Raw genomic sequence first — 20,802 nt, 5'->3', positions numbered from 1 at the left:
GGGCGTTTTTTTGCGCGTGATTTAACCAACAACGCAAAACCTTGTGGGAGCGGGCTTGCTTGCGAAAGCGGTCCAACATTCAGCATCTATGGTGACCCAGGGTGGTACCTCCTCGGTAACCGCGCTTTGTTTCCTGTGCGCCAGCTCGAAAGTTCAGACGATGAAGTTCACCAGGCGGTTGGGCACCACAATCATCCTGCCCGCCCCTTTCAAGTGGTTGCGCAGCCCTGCGTCGGATGACGCCCTGCACCGAATGGCGTCATGCTCGGCATCAGCCTCGATCATAATGTGCCCGCGCAACTTGCCATTTATCTGCACCATCATTTTTACTTCGTCCTGTTCCAAGGCTTCGCTGTCCGGCATGGGCCACGAACTGTCGTAAATATCGCCTTCGAACCCACCCCCCGTCCAAAGGACCTGAGTGATGTGCGGCGTCACAGGGTGCAGAACCTGCAACAGGATCGCCATGCCTTCGCGGGCCACTTGTGGGCCGGCACCCCTGCCCCCCTCCAGCACCTTGAGCATCTTCATCGCACCCGAAACGACCGTGTTGTATTGCAGCCGTTCGTAATCGTTGTTGATCTGCTGCAGCAAACGATGCATCTCAAAGCGCACGCGTTTCGATTCAGCAATGTCTCCAACCCGATCATCTGCACAGCGCCGAGCCTGATCGTCGTGGAAGAAGCTCCAGAGCCGGCGCAGAAAGCGATAGGCACCTTCAACGCCGCTATCGCTCCAGATCGTGCTCTGATCAGGAGGACCTGCAAAGATTGTGAAAAGTCGGGCGGTGTCAGCGCCGAACTTGTTAATGATGTCTTTCGGCTCGACGACGTTATTCTTCGACTTGGACATTTTTTCCACGCCACCGATGATGACGGGTAAACCGTCCTCAAGCGCCGTAGCCCTCAGAGGACGGCTTTTTTCGTCATACTCGACCACCACCTGCGCGGGGTAAAACCACTGCAGGCTACCGTCATCGGCTTTTCGGTAATAGCTTTCACGCAATAGCATGCCTTGGGTAAACAGGTTCTTGAACGGCTCGCTGAAATCCACCAGCCCTTCGTCACGCATTGCTCGTGTCCAGAACCTCGCATAGAGCAAATGCAACACCGCATGCTCGATACCGCCGATGTATTGATCGATTGGCAACCAGTAACGACTGCCGGGCCCCACCATCGAGGTATCGCTATCAGGATCGCAATAACGCATGAAATACCAGCTCGAATCGACGAAGGTATCCATGGTGTCTGTTTCCCTCTGCGCTGCCGCTCCGCAGCGTGGGCAATCCACATCGCGAAACGACTTATGCGCCAGCAACGGGTTGCCGCTGCCATCCGGCACGCAATCAGTAGGCAATACGACCGGCAAGTCCGAATAAGGCACCGGCACGTCACCACATTGCTCACACTGGATGACAGGAATCGGCGTCCCCCAGTAACGCTGCCGTGAGATCCCCCAGTCGCGCAGGCGCCAAGTCGTAGTCTTCTCACCCATTCGGCGACCAATCAGCGCAGCGGTTATCGCCTGGGCCGCCTCTGTAACAGTGAGGCCATCGTAGACACCAGAGTTGATGAGATGCCCCTCTCGACAAGTGTAATTGTCGGACCAGAACGTCGGGTCGAATACGTGATCACTCCGGGCAATGACTTGGCGGACGGCCAAGCCATATTGATTGGCAAATTCGAAGTCACGCTCATCGTGCGCAGGCACCCCCATCAGGGCTCCGTCACCATACTCGCCAAGCACATAATTGGTTATCCACAGCTCAACAGGCTCACCGGTCAGCGGATGCTCCACATGCAAGCCACAGGGGACGCCCAACTTACTCTGGCTGCTGGATGGGCCGGAATTCGCCGTTTGTCGACAGGTGTGCACCTGCGGCTCCAGCCCAGGGTTGAGCTCCAGGGCATGTTTGGCCAGTGCATGTTCAGGGGATACAGCACAGAAGGTTACCCCCATGAGCGTATCGATACGGGTGGTAAATACCCAGAGCTTGCCTTCGTCGATCACTTGTCCAGCAGCGTCCTGGATTCGGTGGGCAAAAGCCAAACGTACCCCTGCGACCTTCCCTATCCAGTTCCGCTGCATGGTGCGGACCCTGTCCGGCCAACCATCCAGAGCGTCGATTGCCGAGAGCAATTCCTCGGCATACTGGGTTATACGCAGGTAGTAACCTGGAATCTGCCGCCTCTCGACGAGAGCCCCCGAACGCCAACCTCGACCGTCGATTACCTGTTCATTGGCCAGCACCGTTTGATCGACAGGGTCCCAATTGACTATCTGGGTCTTCTTGTAGGCCACACCCTTTTCCAGCAATTTGAGGAAAAACCACTGACTCCACTTGTAGTATTCAGGGTCGCAAGTGGCAATCTCCCGAGACCAGTCGAAGGCAAGCCCCAAAGGCAGCATTTGCGACTTCATGTCCGCGATATTCAATAGTGTCCACTGCGCTGGCGAAACACCCGACTTCATAGCCGCGTTCTCCGCGGGCAAGCCAAAGGCATCCCACCCCATAGGCATCAGGACATTGAATCCTTTCATGCGCATATGGCGAGCCAGCATGTCGTTGATCGTATAGTTGCGTACATGCCCCATGTGCAACTTTCCCGATGGATAGGGAAGCATCGAGCAGGCATGGAATTTAGGCCGGCAAGCATCTTCAACCGCCCTGAATACATCATTTTCAAGCCATTGGGCCTGAGCCGTACGTTCAACAGAGGCCGCGTCATACTGTGCTCGCATAGAAGCTCCTTAACTGTGCTGGAGCTGAGCGACAAGACTCGATCAACCCACAATTCCTTTGTTAGTTCCTGTCCCGCGATGTGACGCGGGGCAATGCAATTGTCCTGTGGCCGACCCAAAAACAGATGCCTCCAAATACGATGCCCAGCCCCCCATAGAGGCTCCAGCTCAACTGGAAACCAACACCAGCGATCAGCAAGGCTCCCAGCCCCACGGACACCATCCTCGCCCCCGCCAGCACGACCGGAACAAGAGAAAAGAGCGTAGGTTGCGTTTGCAATGGCGTTTTTTGCGAGATAAGCGCGGTGACGTAGGTAACGCTGAGAATCTCACCCAGCGTCCAGAAGAAAACAAACAACAGAATCAGTACCGTATGTTCGAACAAGGCATAGGCGCCAAAACCGACACTGTAGAAAATAGCGGCAAAAGCCAAATTGGTGAGCGGCTCGAAACGCGACGTCAACGCAATCAGTGACTGCGTCAACAGGATCACCAGCAGCGCATTGACGATTCCTACCGCACCGAACAGGCTGGCAGCCTTCCCCGCCGTTACCACATCAAGCCACAAAGGCAGATGGTACTCACGCTGCGCATCCAGCACCGCCAACGCAAAGAACATGACACCCGCGACAATTACGATATGCGGTATACCAGCCATTATGCCAATTGAAGTATCCCTTGTTGCAGGCGTGCTGCCGTGGCTTTCCGGCAGTGACAGACAGGCACTTGAAAACAGGCACAACACACTGGTGACCAGCGCAAAAAGCATTAGATAGACGCTATCGAGAGCCAGTAAATATCCGCCAATGACAAACAGCAGAGCCCCTCCCAGATTGCTGGCCAGATGCAAATAGCCAAAAGAGGCGACGCGGTTACTATCGTTAGCCGTCAAGGACGTCAAGATACTGAACACAGGTGTGACCAGCCCCGCGCAGAACATGAACAGCAAAACCATGGCAATGGATGCGACCGGCGCGCTGAACAAAATCCCGCACAGCAAGCATACAAATGAACAAAAAGAAGAGCAGACCAGCAGCGTCCTGAACGCATAGCGTCCGACCAACACTCCTCCCAACAAGTTACCCACCAGGAAAAACGCCGACATCAGTGTAATCACCAACGCCACCCCGGAACTATCGAGCCGGTAATGACGCTGGAAAAACAAAGCGGCAAAGGGACCCAAGGCATTCGCCATGACGAACAGCAATCGGAGCAGCACGATATTGCGCATCCCGGTGCCCAAGCCGGTCATTATCAGCAATGGCTTCACTACTGAACTGCTTCCGTCACATCACTCCTGCTGCCCTCATTGCCGCTTCCCTGCATTATCGCCATCAGGAATGCTTTGAGATCCGAAGACGCCGGCACGACCACACGCAGAATGTTTTCAAGTAACCCGAAACTGTGGGGATATTGGGAACAGTCGCTTACGCGAATGTTTGCCTGAGCGAACGCCTTGGCCAAACGGCCGTCGCTATGGTCTTCCAATAGCAGAAAGTTCGTTTCGCTATCGAAAACGACGATTCCGTGAACCCGGCAGAACTCGATTATCTCGTTTTTGACATGCGCTAGCTCATGATGGGCTTGCTCTAGTGCTTTACGGTTATTCAAACAGAACAGGGCAGCTTTCACCGCTACGTGGTTGACGTCCCAAGGCCCTCGCACCTTCAACAATTCGCGAATTGACTCCGGATGCGTGACGACATAACCCAAACGCAATCCGGCAAGGCCGAAATACTTGGAGAATGAACGAATGACGAACAGTTGCCTGACTGTGCTGAACGCATCCAGGCAGGTCTGCTGCAAATATTCAAAGTAGCTCTCGTCAACAATGACTGGCTTGTTCAGCCTCACACAAGCCTCGACCAGAACCTTCAATTGTTCAGTGTCGATTCGCGCGCCCAGCGGATTATTGGGATTGCATAGAATCAGCCCCTGGCTCGTCTGCAAGGCTTCCAGGATTGCCTTGGTCGGGAGAATGAAGCGCTGCGCTTGCTTCTCGAATCCCACAATCACTGGCTCCACACCATTCACACTAAGCATCTGGTAATAGAAGGAAAAGACCGGAGAAGGAATGACCACCCGATCCCCTGGCGAAAACAGCAGGCGCACCACCAAGTCGATTGCCTGATCCGCACCATTGGCCAGCAACAAGCTGTCGGTCGAAACCTTGCAGTAGTTTGCCAGCTCGGCCAGCAGAGGCTGATAGTTCGGGTAGGTAAACAGATCCCGGGCCTGTAACTCGGTGGCAATGAATCTCACCAGGAAATCGTTTAAAAACTGATTTTCGTTTAAATCCAGCAACACCGACGAGAGGTCGCGTTCTGGCACCTTCCATAACCCGGAACGCTTGATATGCTCATGAACCTTCATCTGTGCACACCCCCGTAGATCACCTCCTCACCCAACTCGTACATGTGCCTCACCTGGTCGTCGTTTGCGTACACGACTGGCTTACCCGTGGCGGCCGACAAACACTGGCTGGTGATCAGCCGACTGATTTCCGCAGTGAATGCCACAGCACGATGAAACGCCTCAGACAGGTCACGGCCGAAACTGGTGATGCCATGACCGGGCATGACAATACAGTTGGTGTCCTGCGCGCAACGTCCGATGGCGCTGACGTCCAGTTCGATGTTCACACCTTCGCGAAGAATGCACGGTGGCTTGCCCATCACCAGCGCGGTGTCATTGGACACATACGCCATCTCACGCCATTGCATGACAGCAAAAAAAGAAATGACTTCATTGGGATGAAGATGCACGGTGGCGTTAACGTCAGAGCGACACCGCATGATTTCCCGGTGCATTTGATGTCCTGCGCTAGGGCGAAAACGACCATGCAGCAGTTCATTGGACTGCATATCCAGCACAGCCAGATGCTCAAGACCGCACTCTTCCAGCGACACGCCTCGGTGCTTGGTGTAGATCACTTCTCGCCGCCAGTACGGGCAATGGTTGCGTATCGCAATATTACCCAAGGTATTGACCAGTAATTGCCGCGCCGCCAGCCGCTGACCGTATTGAAGAATGCTGTTGCCGATCACCTGGTCGAACCATGCCGGCAATCCAGGCTTCGAAGTCTCAGGGCCTGCAAGTTTCAACTCAGGCATATCCCTTCGCCTCCATCCGTGCGCAGTCAGGATTGACGACGGTATCCACCCTTTCTCCTCGCAGCAAACTCAACATCGTTCCCAAAGCACTGGCCTTCAACTGACCCAGCGATCGCTCGCTGTAAAACGCCGCATGGGGTGTCAGCAATACACGTTCATGATCGATTAACGCCTGTGGGGGAGTCGGCTCTTCCTGCAGCACGTCCAGGAATGCCATGGACACAAGCCCAGACTGCAAGGCCCGCAGCAGCGCGTCGGTATCGACAATTGCGCCCCGCGCGGTATTGACCAGAGTCACACCCCGCTTGATGCGTGAAAAACACCGGTCGTTCAGCAGGTGTCGGGTATCGGGGGTGAGGGGCAGATGCAGCGATATGACATCTGCCTTGGCGAGCAAAGACTCCAGTGACCCGCCCTCTGCAATGCCCTCGACACAGACCTCAACGCAAGGATCGTAATAGCAGATCTGATAGCCCATCGCAGACGCCCTGCGCGCCAATGCCTGCCCCGTTGCCCCATAGCCGATCAGCCCCAGAACCGTGTCGCGGCACGCTTTGACTTCACCGCAATGCGCTCTCCAACTCCAACCGCCTAGCCTGGTATGCGCGGCGTAATCGAGTAGCTTTCGCTGGGCTGACAAGATGAGGGCCATGGCGTGCTCCGCCACTTCCTCTACTCCCACCGAACCGATATTTGAGAGCAGGATGCCCTTCGCGCTCAACGCCTCGACATCCACATCATCAAGACCGATGGTCGCCTTCACCAACGCACGGCAACGATGCATTTTGGCGACTAATGGCTCATCGATGACGACCGAATGAAAGGCAATAATGCCGTCGGCCCGGGCCAGTTGCTCATCCGATGGATTGGACGTCACTTCAACGGCATACGGCTGTTGCTCTGGCCCTGAGGAGTACTCCCCCGGGTCGATATAATTCACTCGCAGTGAATCGATCATCAGAATATTCATGAATGCTCCTCTTTCCCTGTCGGCAACATTGATTGCTGTTTCAAACGTCCCGTTTAACTACCCTCAAGTACTTAGATAGTCGCAGCTCATGCCGATGTGCTTTTCCTTGGCCAAGGCATAGATGCAGGAAGCAGTCACCATATCCTGACTGGCATGCCCGGCACTGCGGAAGTAACTCAGACCACGCTTCAGCATTGCCGGCGGAGAATGATCGGCAACCAATGCACTCATCTCACGGATGTCCTTTTCGCCGATCATCGATAACGCTAAAGCCTGCGCAATTTCTCCCGACTCACATCGAGCGCAACCCAGATGGTCAACATGAACCTGAGCATCAGCCAATATTGCAGGGTCGATCTCACACGCCAGCAGCGAACTGCCGCCAATGGCGTTTATATGGGCCGATGGCTTGAGTTGGTGCGCCATAATCAGCGGTTGCGCACTATCATGGGACGTTGTCGTGCAGACGATGTCAGCATCGGCCAGCGCCTCATCCATACTTCGGACCGCAGTGATCGGCAGCGACAGTTCTTTGGAAAGGCGTTCGGCCAAAGCGACACTTTGGTTAAAACGGCGCGAAAACACCTTGATCCACCCCAACTCCCTGACGGCGGCCATTGCCCTTATATGCGCCGCGGCTTGGGCACCGGCACCGATGACGGCCAAATTAAGCCGCTCAAGCGGGCAAAGCTTGTCCGTCGCCAAGGCACTCATGGCACTGGTACGGATGGCGGTAAGGGTAGCGCCGTCGAGTATCGCCAGTAATTGCCCGGTTTCGACATCCATCAACAAAACCGCGCCATTGACTGACGACAACCCCCGCGCTGCGTTGCCTGGATGAAATGACGACACCTTGATCCCCAGTGTCTGGCTCTCGGGTATAAATGCCGGCATGAACAGCGAGAAAGCTTTTTGTCGCTCATGAGTAATGATCAAACGTTGCGGGACCACCGGGGTCGCCAACGCAAACCCTCTATGAGCCTCCTCCAGTGCCTGGACAAGCCTTGGAAAATTGATACAACGTCCAATGTCTTCACTGTTCAAAAGCAGCATGGCAATTCCTTATTCCATTGATGCTGTTCGAAGGGACCTGTCAGCCTGGTCCGCGAGCAGAAACCTCTGAATGGCGATGCCTTATCCGACGGGGTAGTCCTGCGAAGCACCTTCCTTGGGAACTAGAAATGTGCGCAAGTAAGTGATCACCGGTGTTCCACCCTGCTTGCGCCCAATGACCTTGATGGTGACGATGCCTTGCCCTTGACGCGATCGGGATTCGCGCTTGGAAACGACCTCACTCTCGGCGTACAAGGTGTCACCCACATAGACTGGGTTCGGCAATCGAATCTCGTCCCAGCCCAGATTTGCGATCGCGCGGGCACTCATGGTTGCCACCGTCATTCCGCTGACAATGGACAGTGTCACCGAACTGTTGACCAACAACTTTTTGAATTCGGTTTGCTGTGCATAAGCAAGATCGATATGCGCAGGGTGGTTATTCATATTTATTAATGACTGCCAGATATTATCCAACTCCGTTACGGTACGGCCGGGTCGGTGCTCGAAGATGTCACCCACCACAAACTGTTCGTAGTGCAGGCCATAAGACTCGCGGTATCGATTTTCACCGATCCGCTCGTGGGCCAGAATCATCGGTTCCATTGCCTTCTCCTCACCGACCCAACTCTTGAGCGCGCTGGATCAATTTTCTTGCTTGTTTTACAAACGGAGGCCCCACCATCAGGTTCTTCAATCTCGTAATTTTTTCGCCGCTGTTTTCCGAAGCCTGCACGACTGCCAATGCATGCTCATATTCAGCGACGGACGGAGTGAAGACTTCATTGATAGTGGATATTTGCTTTGGATGAATGGCCGTCTTGCCACTGAAACCCAACTCCCGGACATCACGGCACTCTTGAAGAAGTCCCGTCTCATCATCGAGTTTGAAGTAGGCGGTGTCGAACACAGGGATCCTCGCCGCACTGCCAGCCGAGACGATGCTCGCCCGTGCATGCAGCATATTGGCCCAACCTCCGATGGTGACACCCAGGCTGGCCGCATAGTCGGCGGAGCCGAAGATCAGTCCGTCAGCACTGGACGCGATGGTGTGAATATCACGTAGACAGGCTGGCGTCTCAACCGTAACCAGTATCTTTGGGCTCTCTCCGTCGCGGCTCAAATTGGCCCGAACAATATCTATTTCAGCCGCCGCCTCGGTCATCGCCATGACGATGAACTCGGGACGCTGCTCAAGCGACTGCACCAGCAGCAGATCGAGCAACCCCTGATTATCGCGCAGAGGATTAATTCGCAGCGCCGTGCGCTGCGAGACAGGGGCACGGTAGAACTGCTCGACACACAAACGTGCCTGAACCTTCTGAGGGAGTGGAACACCATCCTCCAGGTCAATCACCATTACATCACTCAGGTTATTCTTAGCGTATTGCTCGGGGTGCAAAGCGGAGCAATACAGTAAGCTTCTTGGTGTGGGATTGATCATCATGGCCTCTCAATACCGGGCTGGTTTCAAGTTCAGACGAGCCCTTTCGATCTCCGCCTTAACTGCGGAGCAGAATCCCAGAACATCGCTTTGGGACATGTCTGCACGCATCATCACGCGCAAACCGGATTTGTTCCTGGCCACAATCGGGAAGAAGACTGCTGAAGTGTAATACCCACGCTTGAATACCCCCTCGGAAACGCCGATCGCCATATCCGGACTGTCCAATGGAATAACCCGAATCGGCAAACCCGATCCCGCGTGTTCCGTCACAAACATGCTGTCGAACAGACGAATATTGGAACTGAGCTTTTCCTGCAAAACGGCCAGTTCACTGGTCTTGTGAATATCCAGGGAAGCCATGGCCGCGCCTACAGTGGCGGGATTTACATATTGCGAGTAGGACATCGGTCCGCCAAAACGGCGAAAAACCTCCTGATAATTGGCCTTTTCCGACATAAATATACCGCCACCATTGGCGCCAAAAGCCTTGGCCAATGAATAAACCAACAGGGTTCGTGGATTAAGCTCAGGCATGAAAGTACGAATATAGCCCTCACCCCGCTCGCCATAGGCACTTAATGAATGAGAGTCATCGAAGTAGAGAAACATCCCATACTTGTCCTGCAACGCCAACAACCGCTCAATAGGCGCACTCCCTCCCATACTGTAAGCACCGTCAGCAACATACGCGACCAAAGGATGGCGCTTGCACATATCTTCAATAAAGTCGACATCATTATGATTACAAGTGACAACCTGCGTTTCATCACCACAGATGGCCTTGACCTGATTCAGTGCAAAGTGCGCATGCTTATCAAAAATCAAAACGGGACGTTGGCCATCTGTAAACATACCGGCTGCCAGCAGGGGCAGAGACGCGACGATGCCCGCACTGCAGGAAGTCGCTGTGAATGCTCGACAATTAAAATGTGCCGATAAGGCGTCTTCAAGTTCATCGAGTTCTTTCAACCTTATTCTGATACGTGAGGTAGGCAAATTCACGGTACCGCAACTCAACACATAATCTGCGGCACGTCGCGCCAGACGCTGATCGACCTCGAGACCCAAATATGAACAAGAGCACATATTCATGAACAAATGACCATTCTGGTCCTGCATACGCCCCTGCTGAGCGTGCTTGATACTCAAATCGGTCAGCCCCGAATTTTGCGCAAGCGCCCAGGATGGATTACCAATCTCTACGGACCTGGCCGTATTTATATACTTGTTTTTTTGTTCAGTCATACACGACCTCTCTCTATAGACTTAAGAGCTAGACCCATACTGATTTCAATGCCACCTATCCAGCCACCGAATTTACCTAACGGCAGCCTACGATCAATCTCATAAAATCAATGTTCACCAACGCTTAGGAAAGTTCGCACATTGGTAGATGAATGATCCGTAGGACCTTTCTGAAAAATTACTTCACGCCAGCAAAAAGTGAAGCACCTTCTATATTCAAGTATTACGTCACATTCATACTTTGCGCATGCGACCAGCAAACTCTCACCACGGAGTATTAACCCATCATGAATGGAAGACTCAAAGGGAAGCGAGCGCTTATAACAGGCGCATCGGCTGGTATTGGAAGAGCTATTGCCGAAGCTTTCATTGTCCAGGGCGCCGATGTTTTCATTACCGCCCGCACTGATGAAGCTGGGGCTCGTGCAGTCATTGCATTAGCTGAACACTTTGGCCAACAGGCCGGTTTCACCCTTATGGATGCTGCAAGCACTAGCACTGATGCACTCTTCGAAGAAGCGCAAGCAGCCATTGGCCCCGTGGATATACTCGTCAATAACCCGGCATTCATAACCCGTACTCCATTTCTGGAGCTGAGCGAAGAAGAATACGAACAAACCCTTGCGGTCAACCTCCGCTTTCCATTCTTCATGGCTCAACGCTTTGCAAGAGAGTGCATCGCTCGCAAACAGGGCGGCAGCATCATTAACATCTCATCGGTCAGTGCCTTCAAGGCGGTCAGCCGAATGTCAGCTTATCAGGCGAGCAAAGCAGCGCTGTCCATGCTTACACGAAGCTGCGCCGTAGAACTGGCACCCTATGGCATCAGAGTCAACACGATTTCACCTGGGCTGACCGCGACCAGTGGTAACGCCAATCAGTGGCGGGATTCCCCAGAGGTATGGCAGAACAGAAAAAAGGAGATTCCCATGCAGCGCGCTGGCATGCCTGCAGATATGGCAGGCGCTGCCATCCTGCTCGCATCTGATGAGTCATCCTGGATGACCGGTGCCGATCTGGTAATCGACGGGGGTCACAGCTGCATTTAGAGAACCCGGAAAGTCGCGGCAGTCTTACGCATTGCGTGCCTATTGGCGTTTTCCATGAACGCCACCTACCCCGGCTCCCACGGGGAATGCGACAAGCGCAAAACTGTGCGAAAAACCTTGATCCAGAGCATTTTCTCGACCAGGAAAAGAAGGTAAAACGACCCCGCCCACTACTTGCAGTAACGTGCATATAAGGCAACTTTCCGACGCTCACCGGGTTAAACAGTTTAAAAACCGCCGCAAACAATATTGATTATCATTTAGCGAGCGCTATGTTCGTTACATTTCCTACAAAACAATATTGATGAAATGCCGGCTAATGCCCGAACGGCATGGGCTACAGGGTTTTGGAGGTGCGCTATGTCCTTATTCCTGTAAATAATTTCGCTATAGGAATTTTACTTGCACGGTGTTGTGCCATAAAATCAGCGCGATTGATTGCTGCGACATATCGTCACTGCTTTGTTTCTTTTCAAGCTCAGAGACCTTTGCTCTCTGTTAAGGATTACCAGCATGCCCGAAGCGACAGGACTCATGGCCCACAACTGGGGCTTTGCCATTTTCCTTCTGGGCGTCGTCGGCCTTTGTGCCTTCATGCTCGGCGTCTCCAGCCTCCTCGGGTCAAAAGCCTGGGGCCGCAGCAAAAACGAACCGTTCGAATCCGGCATGCTGCCTACAGGTGGCGCCCGTTTGCGGCTCTCAGCAAAATTCTATCTGGTCGCGATGCTCTTCGTGATCTTCGATATCGAAGCCCTTTTTCTCTTTGCCTGGTCTGTGTCCGTCCGCGAAAGCGGCTGGACCGGATTCGTCGAAGCTCTCGTTTTCATAGCAATTCTGTTGGCAGGTCTTGTCTACCTATTTCGAGTGGGCGCCCTTGACTGGGCTCCGGCAGCTCGTCTGAAGCGGCAAGCGAAGCTGAAACAATGAGGCTTTGGCAATGCAATACAATCTCACCAGGATCGACCCCGATGCTCCTAACGAGCAGTATCCGATTGGCGAACGGGAAACCGTTTCCGATCCGTTAGAAGATCAAGTCCACAAAAACATCTTCATGGGCAAGCTCGAAGACGTGCTTAACGGCACGATCAACTGGGGGCGCAAGAACTCCCTGTGGCCGTACAACTTCGGTCTTTCGTGCTGCTACGTGGAAATGACCACCGCCTTCACGGCGCCCCACGACATCGCTCGCTTTGGCGCCGAGGTTATCCGGGCATCGCCGCGTCAGGCGGATTTCATGGTTATCGCCGGTACCTGCTTCATCAAGATGGCGCCGATCATTCAGCGTCTCTACGAGCAAATGCTCGAACCTAAATGGGTTATCTCCATGGGTTCGTGCGCCAACTCCGGTGGCATGTACGACATCTACTCTGTCGTTCAAGGGGTGGACAAGTTCCTGCCCGTGGACGTCTACGTGCCTGGCTGCCCGCCCCGCCCAGAAGCTTTTCTGCAAGGCTTGATGCTCTTGCAAGAGTCGATTGGACAGGAGCGTCGTCCGCTTTCCTGGGTCGTCGGCGATCAAGGCGTGTACCGCGCCGAGATGCCTTCGCAAAAGGAACAGCGCCGCGAACAGCGAATCGCAGTCACCAACCTGCGCAGCCCCGACGAAGTCTGATCCAGACCTGCTTCTTTTATAGAACGAGAACCTGGCTTCATTCTTTACGTTGACCGAAAGCGATAAATAACCATGACTACAGGCAGTGCTCTGTACATCCCGCCTTATAAGGCAGACGACCAGGATGTGGTCGTTGAACTGAACAACCGTTTTGGCCCCGAGGCGTTCACCGCCCAGCCTACCCGCACCGGCATGCCGGTGCTTTGGGTTGCCCGTGCCAAACTCGTCGAAGTCCTGACCTTCCTGCGCAACCTGCCCAAGCCGTACGTCATGCTCTATGACCTGCACGGCGTGGACGAGCGTCTGCGCACCAAGCGTCAAGGGCTGCCAAGCGGCGCCGACTTCACAGTGTTCTATCACTTGATGTCGATCGAACGTAATAGTGACGTAATGATCAAGGTCGCCTTGTCCGAGAGCGACCTCAGCGTGCCGACCGTGACCGGCATCTGGCCGAACGCCAACTGGTACGAGCGTGAAGTGTGGGACATGTACGGCATCAACTTTGCCGGTCACCCGCACCTGACCCGCATCATGATGCCGCCGACCTGGGAAGGTCACCCGCTGCGCAAGGACTTCCCGGCCCGTGCCACCGAGTTCGACCCGTTCAGCCTGACCCTGGCCAAGCAACAGCTTGAGGAAGAAGCCGCGCGCTTCAAGCCTGAAGACTGGGGCATGAAGCGTTCCGGTGCGAACGAGGACTACATGTTCCTCAACCTCGGTCCTAACCACCCTTCCGCGCACGGTGCGTTCCGCATCATCCTGCAGCTGGACGGTGAAGAGATCGTCGACTGCGTTCCGGACGTCGGTTACCACCACCGTGGTGCCGAGAAGATGGCCGAGCGTCAGTCCTGGCACAGTTTCATTCCGTACACCGACCGTATCGACTACCTCGGCGGCGTGATGAACAACCTGCCGTACGTGCTCTCGGTCGAGAAGCTGGCCGGCATCAAGGTGCCCGAGAAGGTCGACGTCATCCGCATCATGATGGCCGAGTTCTTCCGGATCACCAGCCACCTGCTGTTCCTGGGGACTTACATCCAGGACGTCGGCGCCATGACCCCGGTGTTCTTCACGTTCACCGACCGTCAGAAGGCGTACACGGTGATCGAAGCCATTACCGGCTTCCGTCTGCACCCGGCCTGGTACCGCATCGGTGGTGTCGCTCACGACCTGCCGCGCGGCTGGGAAAAACTGGTGAAAGATTTCATCGAGTGGATGCCAAAGCGTCTGGACGAGTACCAAAAAGCCGCACTGGACAACAGCATCCTGCGTGGCCGGACCATCGGCGTCGCCGCCTACAACACCAAGGAAGCCCTGGAATGGGGCGTCACCGGTTCCGGCCTGCGTTCGACCGGTTGCGACTTCGACCTGCGTAAAGCTCGCCCGTACTCCGGTTACGAGAACTTCGAATTCGAAGTGCCGCTGGCGGCCAATGGCGATGCCTACGACCGTTGCATCGTGCGTGTCGAAGAAATGCGCCAGAGCCTGAAGATCATCGAGCAGTGCATGCGCAACATGCCGGAAGGCCCGTACAAGGCGGATCACCCGCTGACCACGCCGCCACCGAAAGAGCGCACCCTGCAGCACATCGAGACCCTGATCACGCACTTCCTGCAAGTTTCGTGGGGCCCGGTCATGCCGGCCAACGAATCCTTCCAGATGATCGAAGCGACCAAGGGCATCAACAGTTATTACCTGACGAGCGATGGCGGCACCATGAGCTACCGCACCCGGATTCGCACCCCAAGCTTCCCGCACCTGCAGCAGATCCCTTCGGTGATCAAAGGCAGCATGGTCGCAGACTTGATCGCGTACCTGGGTAGTATCGATTTCGTTATGGCCGACGTGGACCGCTAAGCATGAACAGCACGCTTATCCAGACAGACCGTTTCGCCCTGAGCGAAACCGAGCGCTCGGCCATCGAGCACGAGCTGCATCACTACGAAGACCCGCGCGCGGCGTCGATCGAAGCCCTGAAGATCGTCCAGAAGGAACGTGGCTGGGTGCCTGATGGCGCGCTTTACGCCATCGGCGAGATCCTCGGCATCCCGGCCAGCGACGTTGAAGGGGTGGCGACGTTCTATAGCCAGATCTTCCGTCAGCCGGTCGGCCGTCACATCATTCGCGTTTGCGACAGCATGGTCTGCTACATCGGTGGTCACGAATCCGTGGTCAGCGAAATCCAGAGCAAGCTGGGCATCGGCCTGGGTCAGACCACCGCCGACGGTCGTTTCACCCTGCTGCCGGTCTGCTGCCTCGGCAACTGCGACAAGGCGCCGGCGTTGATGATCGACGACGACACTTTCGGTGATGTGCAGCCTGCCGGCGTTGCCAAATTGCTCGAGGGCTACGTATGACCCTGACTTCCTTCGGTCCAGCCAACCGCATCAAGCGGTCGGCCGAGACTCACCCGCTCACCTGGCGTCTGCGTGACGACGGTGAAGCTGTCTGGCTCGACGAGTACCAGGCCAAGAACGGTTACGCGGCTGCGCGCAAAGCCTTCGCCGACATGGCTCAGGACGACATCGTCCAGACCGTGAAGGACTCCGGCCTTAAAGGTCGCGGCGGTGCAGGCTTCCCCACTGGCGTTAAGTGGGGCCTGATGCCCAAGGACGAATCCATCAACATCCGCTACCTGCTGTGCAACGCGGACGAGATGGAACCGAACACCTGGAAAGACCGCATGCTGATGGAGCAACTGCCCCATCTGCTGATCGAAGGCATGCTGATCAGTGCTCGCGCGCTGAAAACCTACCGTGGCTACATCTTCCTGCGTGGCGAATACACCACCGCCGCCAAGCACCTGAACCGTGCCGTGGAAGAAGCCAAGGCAGCGGGCCTGCTGGGTAAAAACATTCTGGGCAGCGGCTTCGATTTCGAGCTGTTCGTCCACACCGGCGCCGGGCGTTACATCTGCGGTGAAGAAACCGCACTGATCAACTCCCTCGAAGGCCGCCGCGCCAACCCTCGCTCCAAGCCGCCCTTCCCTGCCGCCGTGGGCGTGTGGGGCAAGCCGACTTGCGTGAACAACGTTGAAACCCTGTGCAACGTGCCGGCGATCATTGCCGACGGCGTGGACTGGTACAAATCGTTGGCGCGCGAAGGCAGTGAAGACATGGGCACCAAGCTCATGGGCTTCTCCGGCAAGGTCAAGAACCCGGGCCTGTGGGAACTGCCATTCGGCGTTACCGGTCGCGAGTTGTTCGAAGACTACGCCGGCGGCATGCGCGACGGTTACAAGCTCAAGTGCTGGCAGCCTGGCGGCGCCGGTACCGGTTTCCTGTTGCCGGAACACCTGGACGCACAAATGTACGCCGGCGGCATCGCCAAAGTGGGCACCCGTATGGGTACCGGCCTGGCCATGGCGGTGGACGACAGCGTCAACATGGTTTCCCTGCTGCGCAACATGGAAGAGTTCTTCTCCCGCGAATCCTGCGGCTTCTGCACCCCGTGCCGTGACGGTTTGCCGTGGAGCGTCAAGCTTCTGCGCGCGATCGAGAACGGTGAGGGGCAAGCCGGCGATATCGAGACCCTGCTGGGTCTGGTCGGTTTCCTCGGCCCAGGCAAGACCTTCTGTGCTCACGCACCGGGCGCCGTGGAGCCGTTGGGCAGCGCAATCAAATACTTCCGCCATGAGTTCGAAGCCGGCATCGCGCCTACCAGCGCCGTCGTCCCGCCTCTGGCAAGGCCGATCGTAGTCGGCGCGTAAACGCTTAAAGAAGCGAAGGGTCCGTGCCCTTCGCTTTGTCGTGTGATGACGCCTTGAACGGCTGTGTTGATTCACGCGAATAACAAGATTCCATTAGCCACGCCCGCTGACACCGGGCCAACGAAGAACTTTGAACCATGGCCACTATCCACGTAGACGGCAAAGAGCTCGAAGTCGATGGGGCAGACAACCTGTTACAGGCATGTCTGTCGCTAGGCCTCGATATCCCTTATTTCTGCTGGCACCCAGCCCTTGGCAGCGTTGGCGCTTGCCGCCAGTGCGCGGTCAAGCAGTACACCGACGAAAACGACAAGCGTGGTCGGATCGTCATGTCGTGCATGACGCCAGCTACCGACGGCAGCTGGATCTCCATCGACGACGAAGAAGCGAAAGTGTTTCGCGCCAGCGTCGTTGAATGGCTGATGACCAACCACCCTCACGACTGCCCGGTCTGTGAAGAAGGCGGTCACTGCCACCTGCAAGACATGACGGTGATGACCGGCCACAACGAGCGCCGTTATCGCTTCACCAAGCGTACTCACCAGAACCAGCAACTGGGCCCGTTCATTTCCCACGAAATGAACCGCTGCATCGCTTGCTACCGCTGCGTGCGCTTCTACAAGGACTACGCCGGCGGCACCGACCTCGGTGTGTTCGGCGCCCACGACAACGTGTACTTCGGTCGCGTTGAAGACGGCACCCTGGAAAGCGAGTTCTCCGGCAACCTCACCGAGGTCTGCCCGACCGGTGTGTTCACCGACAAGACTCACTCCGAGCGCTACAACCGCAAGTGGGACATGCAGTTCTCGCCGAGCATCTGCCATGGCTGCTCCAGCGGTTGCAACATCTCCCCGGGCGAGCGTTACGGTGAACTGCGTCGTATCGAAAACCGTTTCAACGGTTCGGTAAACCAGTACTTCCTGTGCGACCGTGGCCGTTTCGGCTATGGCTACGTCAACCGCAAGGATCGCCCGCGTCAGGCATTGCTGGCCAACGGCGCCAAGCTGACCCTCGACGAAGCGCTGGATAAAGCCGCCGACCTGCTGCGCGGTCGCAACATCGTCGGTATCGGTTCGCCCCGTGCCAGCCTCGAAAGCAACTACGCGTTGCGCGAACTGGTCGGCGCCGAGCACTTCTATTCCGGTATCGAAGCCGGCGAGCTGGAACGCATTCGTCTGGTCATGCAGGTGCTCAAAGACAGCCCACTGCCGATCCCGAACATGCGCGACATCGAAGACCACGACGCGATCTTCGTCCTCGGCGAAGACCTGACCCAGACTGCTGCGCGCATGGCCCTGTCCCTGCGTCAATCGGTCAAAGGCAAAGCCGAAGACATGGCCGACGCGATGCGCGTTCAGCCGTGGCTCGACGCCGCTGTGAAGAACATCGGTCAGAACGCGCTGAACCCGCTGTTCATCGCCAGCCTGGCTGAAACCAAGCTCGACGACATCGCCGAAGAATGCGTACACGCTGCACCAGACGACCTGGCCCGCATCGGTTTCGCCGTGGCTCACGCCCTCGACGCCAGCGCGCCTGCCGTTGAAGGCCTGGACGCTGAAGCTCTTGAGCTGGCCAAGCGCATTGCCGACGCCCTGCTCGCCGCCAAGCGCCCACTGATCATTGCCGGCACCTCGTTGGGTTCCAAGGCGCTGATCGAAGCGGCGGCAAACATCGCCAAAGCCCTGAAGCTGCGCGAGAAGAACGGTTCCATCAGCCTGATCGTGCCAGAGGCCAACAGCCTCGGCCTGGCCATGCTCGGTGGCGACTCGCTCGATGCAGCGCTGCAAGCGGTGATCGACGGCAAGGCTGACGCCATCGTCGTGCTGGAAAACGATCTGTACACCCGTACCGACAAAACCCGTGTCGATGCTGCCCTGAATGCTGCGAAAGTGCTGATCGTGGCGGACCATCAGAAGACTGCCACCAGCGATCGCGCGCACCTGGTTCTGCCAGCCGCCAGCTTCGCTGAAGGCGACGGTACACTGGTCAGCCAGGAAGGTCGCGCCCAGCGCTTCTTTCAGGTCTTCGACCCGACTTACCTCGACGCAAGCATCATGGTTCACGAAGGCTGGCGCTGGCTGCATGCCCTGCGCGCCACCCTGTTGAACCAGCCGATCGACTGGACCCAACTGGACCACGTCACCGCTGCCTGTGCCGCAAGCACTCCGCAACTGGCCGGCATCGTCAGCGCTGCACCGTCCGCCGCGTTCCGCATCAAAGGCCTGAAACTGGCTCGCGAACCGCTGCGTTACTCCGGTCGTACCGCCATGCGCGCCGACATCAGCGTGCACGAACCGCGTACTTCCCAGGATAACGACACCGCGTTCTCGTTCTCCATGGAAGGTTACTCGGGCTCGGTCGAACCGCGTCAGCAAGTGCCATTCGCCTGGTCTCCGGGCTGGAACTCGCCGCAAGCCTGGAACAAGTTCCAGGACGAAGTCGGTGGTCACATCCGCGCTGGCGACCCAGGCACCCGCCTGATCGAAAGCACCGGTGACTCGCTGAACTGGTTCGCCAGTGTTCCGCGCGCGTTCAACCCGGCGCCGGGCACCTGGCAGGTCGTGCCGTTCTTCCACCTGTTCGGCAGCGAAGAGAACTCTTCCAAAGCCGCACCGGTTCAGGAACGCATCCCCGCCGCTTACGTGTCGCTGGCCAAATCCGAAGCCGACCGTCTGGGTGTCAATGACGGCGCCCTGCTGAGCTTGAGCGTGGCTGGCCAGACCCTGCGTCTGCCGCTGCGCATCAACGAAGAGCTGGGTGCCGGTCTGGTCGCATTGCCGGCCGGTTTCGCCGGCATTCCGCCAGCGATCTTTGGCAAATCCGTTGACGGTCTGCAGGAGGCAGCTCAATGACCTGGTTCACGCCTGAAGTGATTGACGTGATCATCGCGGTCCTCAAGGCCATCGTGATTCTGCTCGCCGTCGTGGTGTGCGGCGCGCTGCTGAGCTGGGTCGAGCGACGTTTGCTCGCCCTCTGGCAGGACCGTTACGGTCCGAACCGCGTCGGCCCGTTCGGCGCGTTCCAGATCGCAGCCGACATGATCAAGATGTTCTTCAAGGAAGACTGGACCCCGCCGTTCGCCGACAAGGTGATCTTCACCTTGGCGCCGGTCGTGGCCATGAGCGCCTTGCTGATAGCCTTCGCGATCATCCCGATCACCCCGACCTGGGGTGTGGCGGACATCAACATCGGCATCCTGTTCTTCTTTGCCATGGCCGGTCTGTCGGTCTACGCGGTGCTGTTCGCCGGCTGGTCGAGTAACAACAAGTTCGCCCTGTTGGGCAGCTTGCGGGCCTCGGCACAAACCGTGTCGTACGAAGTGTTCATGGGCCTGTCGCTGATGGGCATCGTGATCCAGGTCGGCTCGTTCAACATGCGCGACATCGTTGAATACCAGGCGCAGAACCTGTGGTTCGTCATTCCGCAGATCTTCGGTTTCCTGACTTTCTTCATTGCTGGCGTCGCCGTGACTCACCGTCACCCGTTCGACCAGCCGGAAGCGGAGCAGGAACTGGCCGACGGTTACCACATTGAATACGCCGGCATGAAATGGGGCATGTTCTTCGTCGGTGAGTACATCGGCATCGTGTTGATTTCGGCGCTGCTGGTGACGTTGTTCTTCGGTGGCTGGCACGGTCCGTTCGGCATTCTGCCGCAGATCCCGTTCATCTGGTTCGCACTGAAAACCGCGTTCTTCATCATGTTCTTCATCCTGCTGCGCGCCTCGATTCCGCGCCCACGGTATGACCAAGTGATGGATTTCAGCTGGAAGTTCTGCCTGCCGCTGACCCTCGTCAACATGCTGGTGACCGCTGCGATCGTGTTGCTCAACACGCCCGCCGTCGCGGCTCAGTGAGGATAG

Annotated in this window: 17 protein-coding genes; 8 read left to right on the top strand and 9 right to left on the bottom strand. The window is 56.6% G+C overall.

All coding sequences use genetic code 11. The annotated features are described in order from the left end of the window. Window positions 1–153: 153 nt before the first annotated feature. From leuS to KW848_RS04060, 9 genes are all read right to left on the bottom strand, one after another. Entirely contained in the window at window positions 154–2,742 is a 2,589-nt protein-coding gene (leuS, locus tag KW848_RS04100; RefSeq protein ID WP_218535889.1) for a leucine--tRNA ligase, read from the bottom strand. A 61-nt stretch (window positions 2,743–2,803) separates the two neighbouring features. Then, window positions 2,804–4,012, bottom strand: coding sequence for an MFS transporter (locus KW848_RS04095; protein ID WP_309140062.1), 1,209 nt, complete (start codon window positions 4,010–4,012; stop codon window positions 2,804–2,806). Next, the gene (locus KW848_RS04090; RefSeq protein WP_218535887.1) at window positions 4,012–5,115 is read right to left on the bottom strand and encodes a histidinol-phosphate transaminase; all 1,104 of its coding nucleotides are present in this window, start codon (window positions 5,113–5,115) and stop codon (window positions 4,012–4,014) included. The genes KW848_RS04095 and KW848_RS04090 overlap by 1 nt, the downstream gene beginning before the upstream one ends. Then, entirely contained in the window at window positions 5,112–5,855 is a 744-nt protein-coding gene (locus KW848_RS04085; protein ID WP_218535885.1) for a class II aldolase/adducin family protein, read from the bottom strand. The genes KW848_RS04090 and KW848_RS04085 overlap by 4 nt, the downstream gene beginning before the upstream one ends. After that, window positions 5,848–6,825: a C-terminal binding protein gene (locus KW848_RS04080; protein ID WP_218535883.1), complete on the bottom strand. Its 978-nt coding sequence runs from the start codon at window positions 6,823–6,825 to the stop codon at window positions 5,848–5,850. Before KW848_RS04080 ends, KW848_RS04085 begins: the two co-directional genes overlap by 8 nt. Window positions 6,826–6,888: 63 nt before the next feature. Further along, the gene (locus KW848_RS04075) at window positions 6,889–7,878 is read right to left on the bottom strand and encodes an ornithine cyclodeaminase family protein (RefSeq protein ID WP_218535881.1); all 990 of its coding nucleotides are present in this window, start codon (window positions 7,876–7,878) and stop codon (window positions 6,889–6,891) included. Window positions 7,879–7,959: 81 nt separating this feature from the next. Beyond that, complete coding sequence (locus KW848_RS04070) at window positions 7,960–8,484, bottom strand: MaoC family dehydratase (protein WP_218535878.1); 525 nt, start codon at window positions 8,482–8,484, stop codon at window positions 7,960–7,962. A 10-nt stretch (window positions 8,485–8,494) separates the two neighbouring features. Beyond that, the gene (locus KW848_RS04065) at window positions 8,495–9,325 is read right to left on the bottom strand and encodes a CoA ester lyase (protein ID WP_223527894.1); all 831 of its coding nucleotides are present in this window, start codon (window positions 9,323–9,325) and stop codon (window positions 8,495–8,497) included. 6 nt (window positions 9,326–9,331) lie between these two features. After that, window positions 9,332–10,570, bottom strand: a complete 1,239-nt coding sequence (locus KW848_RS04060; RefSeq protein ID WP_218535875.1) for an aminotransferase class I/II-fold pyridoxal phosphate-dependent enzyme — start codon at window positions 10,568–10,570, stop codon at window positions 9,332–9,334. Window positions 10,571–10,857: 287 nt separating this feature from the next. On the opposite strand from KW848_RS04060, the gene KW848_RS04055 reads away from it, so the two are divergent. From KW848_RS04055 to nuoH, 8 genes are all read left to right on the top strand, one after another. Then, window positions 10,858–11,619, top strand: coding sequence for an SDR family NAD(P)-dependent oxidoreductase (locus tag KW848_RS04055; protein WP_218535872.1), 762 nt, complete (start codon window positions 10,858–10,860; stop codon window positions 11,617–11,619). A 513-nt stretch (window positions 11,620–12,132) separates the two neighbouring features. Beyond that, a complete protein-coding gene (locus KW848_RS04050) occupies window positions 12,133–12,546 on the top strand; it encodes an NADH-quinone oxidoreductase subunit A (RefSeq protein ID WP_008146033.1) in 414 nt (137 codons plus the stop codon). A 10-nt stretch (window positions 12,547–12,556) separates the two neighbouring features. After that, on the top strand, window positions 12,557–13,231 hold the full coding sequence (locus tag KW848_RS04045; protein WP_008146035.1) for an NADH-quinone oxidoreductase subunit B family protein: 675 nt from the start codon (window positions 12,557–12,559) through the stop codon (window positions 13,229–13,231). 72 nt (window positions 13,232–13,303) lie between these two features. Next, window positions 13,304–15,088 carry an NADH-quinone oxidoreductase subunit C/D gene (gene nuoC, locus KW848_RS04040; protein WP_008146037.1) on the top strand — a complete coding sequence of 595 codons (1,785 nt, stop codon included), beginning with the start codon at window positions 13,304–13,306 and terminating at the stop codon, window positions 15,086–15,088. A 2-nt stretch (window positions 15,089–15,090) separates the two neighbouring features. Beyond that, window positions 15,091–15,588 (top strand): NADH-quinone oxidoreductase subunit NuoE, encoded by a 498-nt coding sequence (gene nuoE / locus KW848_RS04035; RefSeq protein WP_007970445.1) that lies wholly within the window; start codon window positions 15,091–15,093, stop codon window positions 15,586–15,588. Further along, window positions 15,585–16,940, top strand: coding sequence for an NADH-quinone oxidoreductase subunit NuoF (gene nuoF / locus KW848_RS04030; RefSeq protein WP_008146041.1), 1,356 nt, complete (start codon window positions 15,585–15,587; stop codon window positions 16,938–16,940). The genes nuoE and nuoF overlap by 4 nt, the downstream gene beginning before the upstream one ends. A gap of 137 nt (window positions 16,941–17,077) precedes the next feature. Next, window positions 17,078–19,792, top strand: a complete 2,715-nt coding sequence (gene nuoG, locus KW848_RS04025; protein ID WP_218535870.1) for an NADH-quinone oxidoreductase subunit NuoG — start codon at window positions 17,078–17,080, stop codon at window positions 19,790–19,792. Continuing rightward, window positions 19,789–20,796 (top strand): NADH-quinone oxidoreductase subunit NuoH, encoded by a 1,008-nt coding sequence (nuoH, locus tag KW848_RS04020; protein ID WP_008146046.1) that lies wholly within the window; start codon window positions 19,789–19,791, stop codon window positions 20,794–20,796. The genes nuoG and nuoH overlap by 4 nt, the downstream gene beginning before the upstream one ends. The last annotated feature ends 6 nt before the right edge of the window (window positions 20,797–20,802 follow it).

The organism is Pseudomonas sp. PDM25, assembly GCF_019219045.1.
GTDB lineage: Bacteria > Pseudomonadota > Gammaproteobacteria > Pseudomonadales > Pseudomonadaceae > Aquipseudomonas.
The sequence above is the reverse complement of the archived record's forward strand: the minus strand, read 5'-3'. Positions and strand labels throughout refer to the sequence as shown.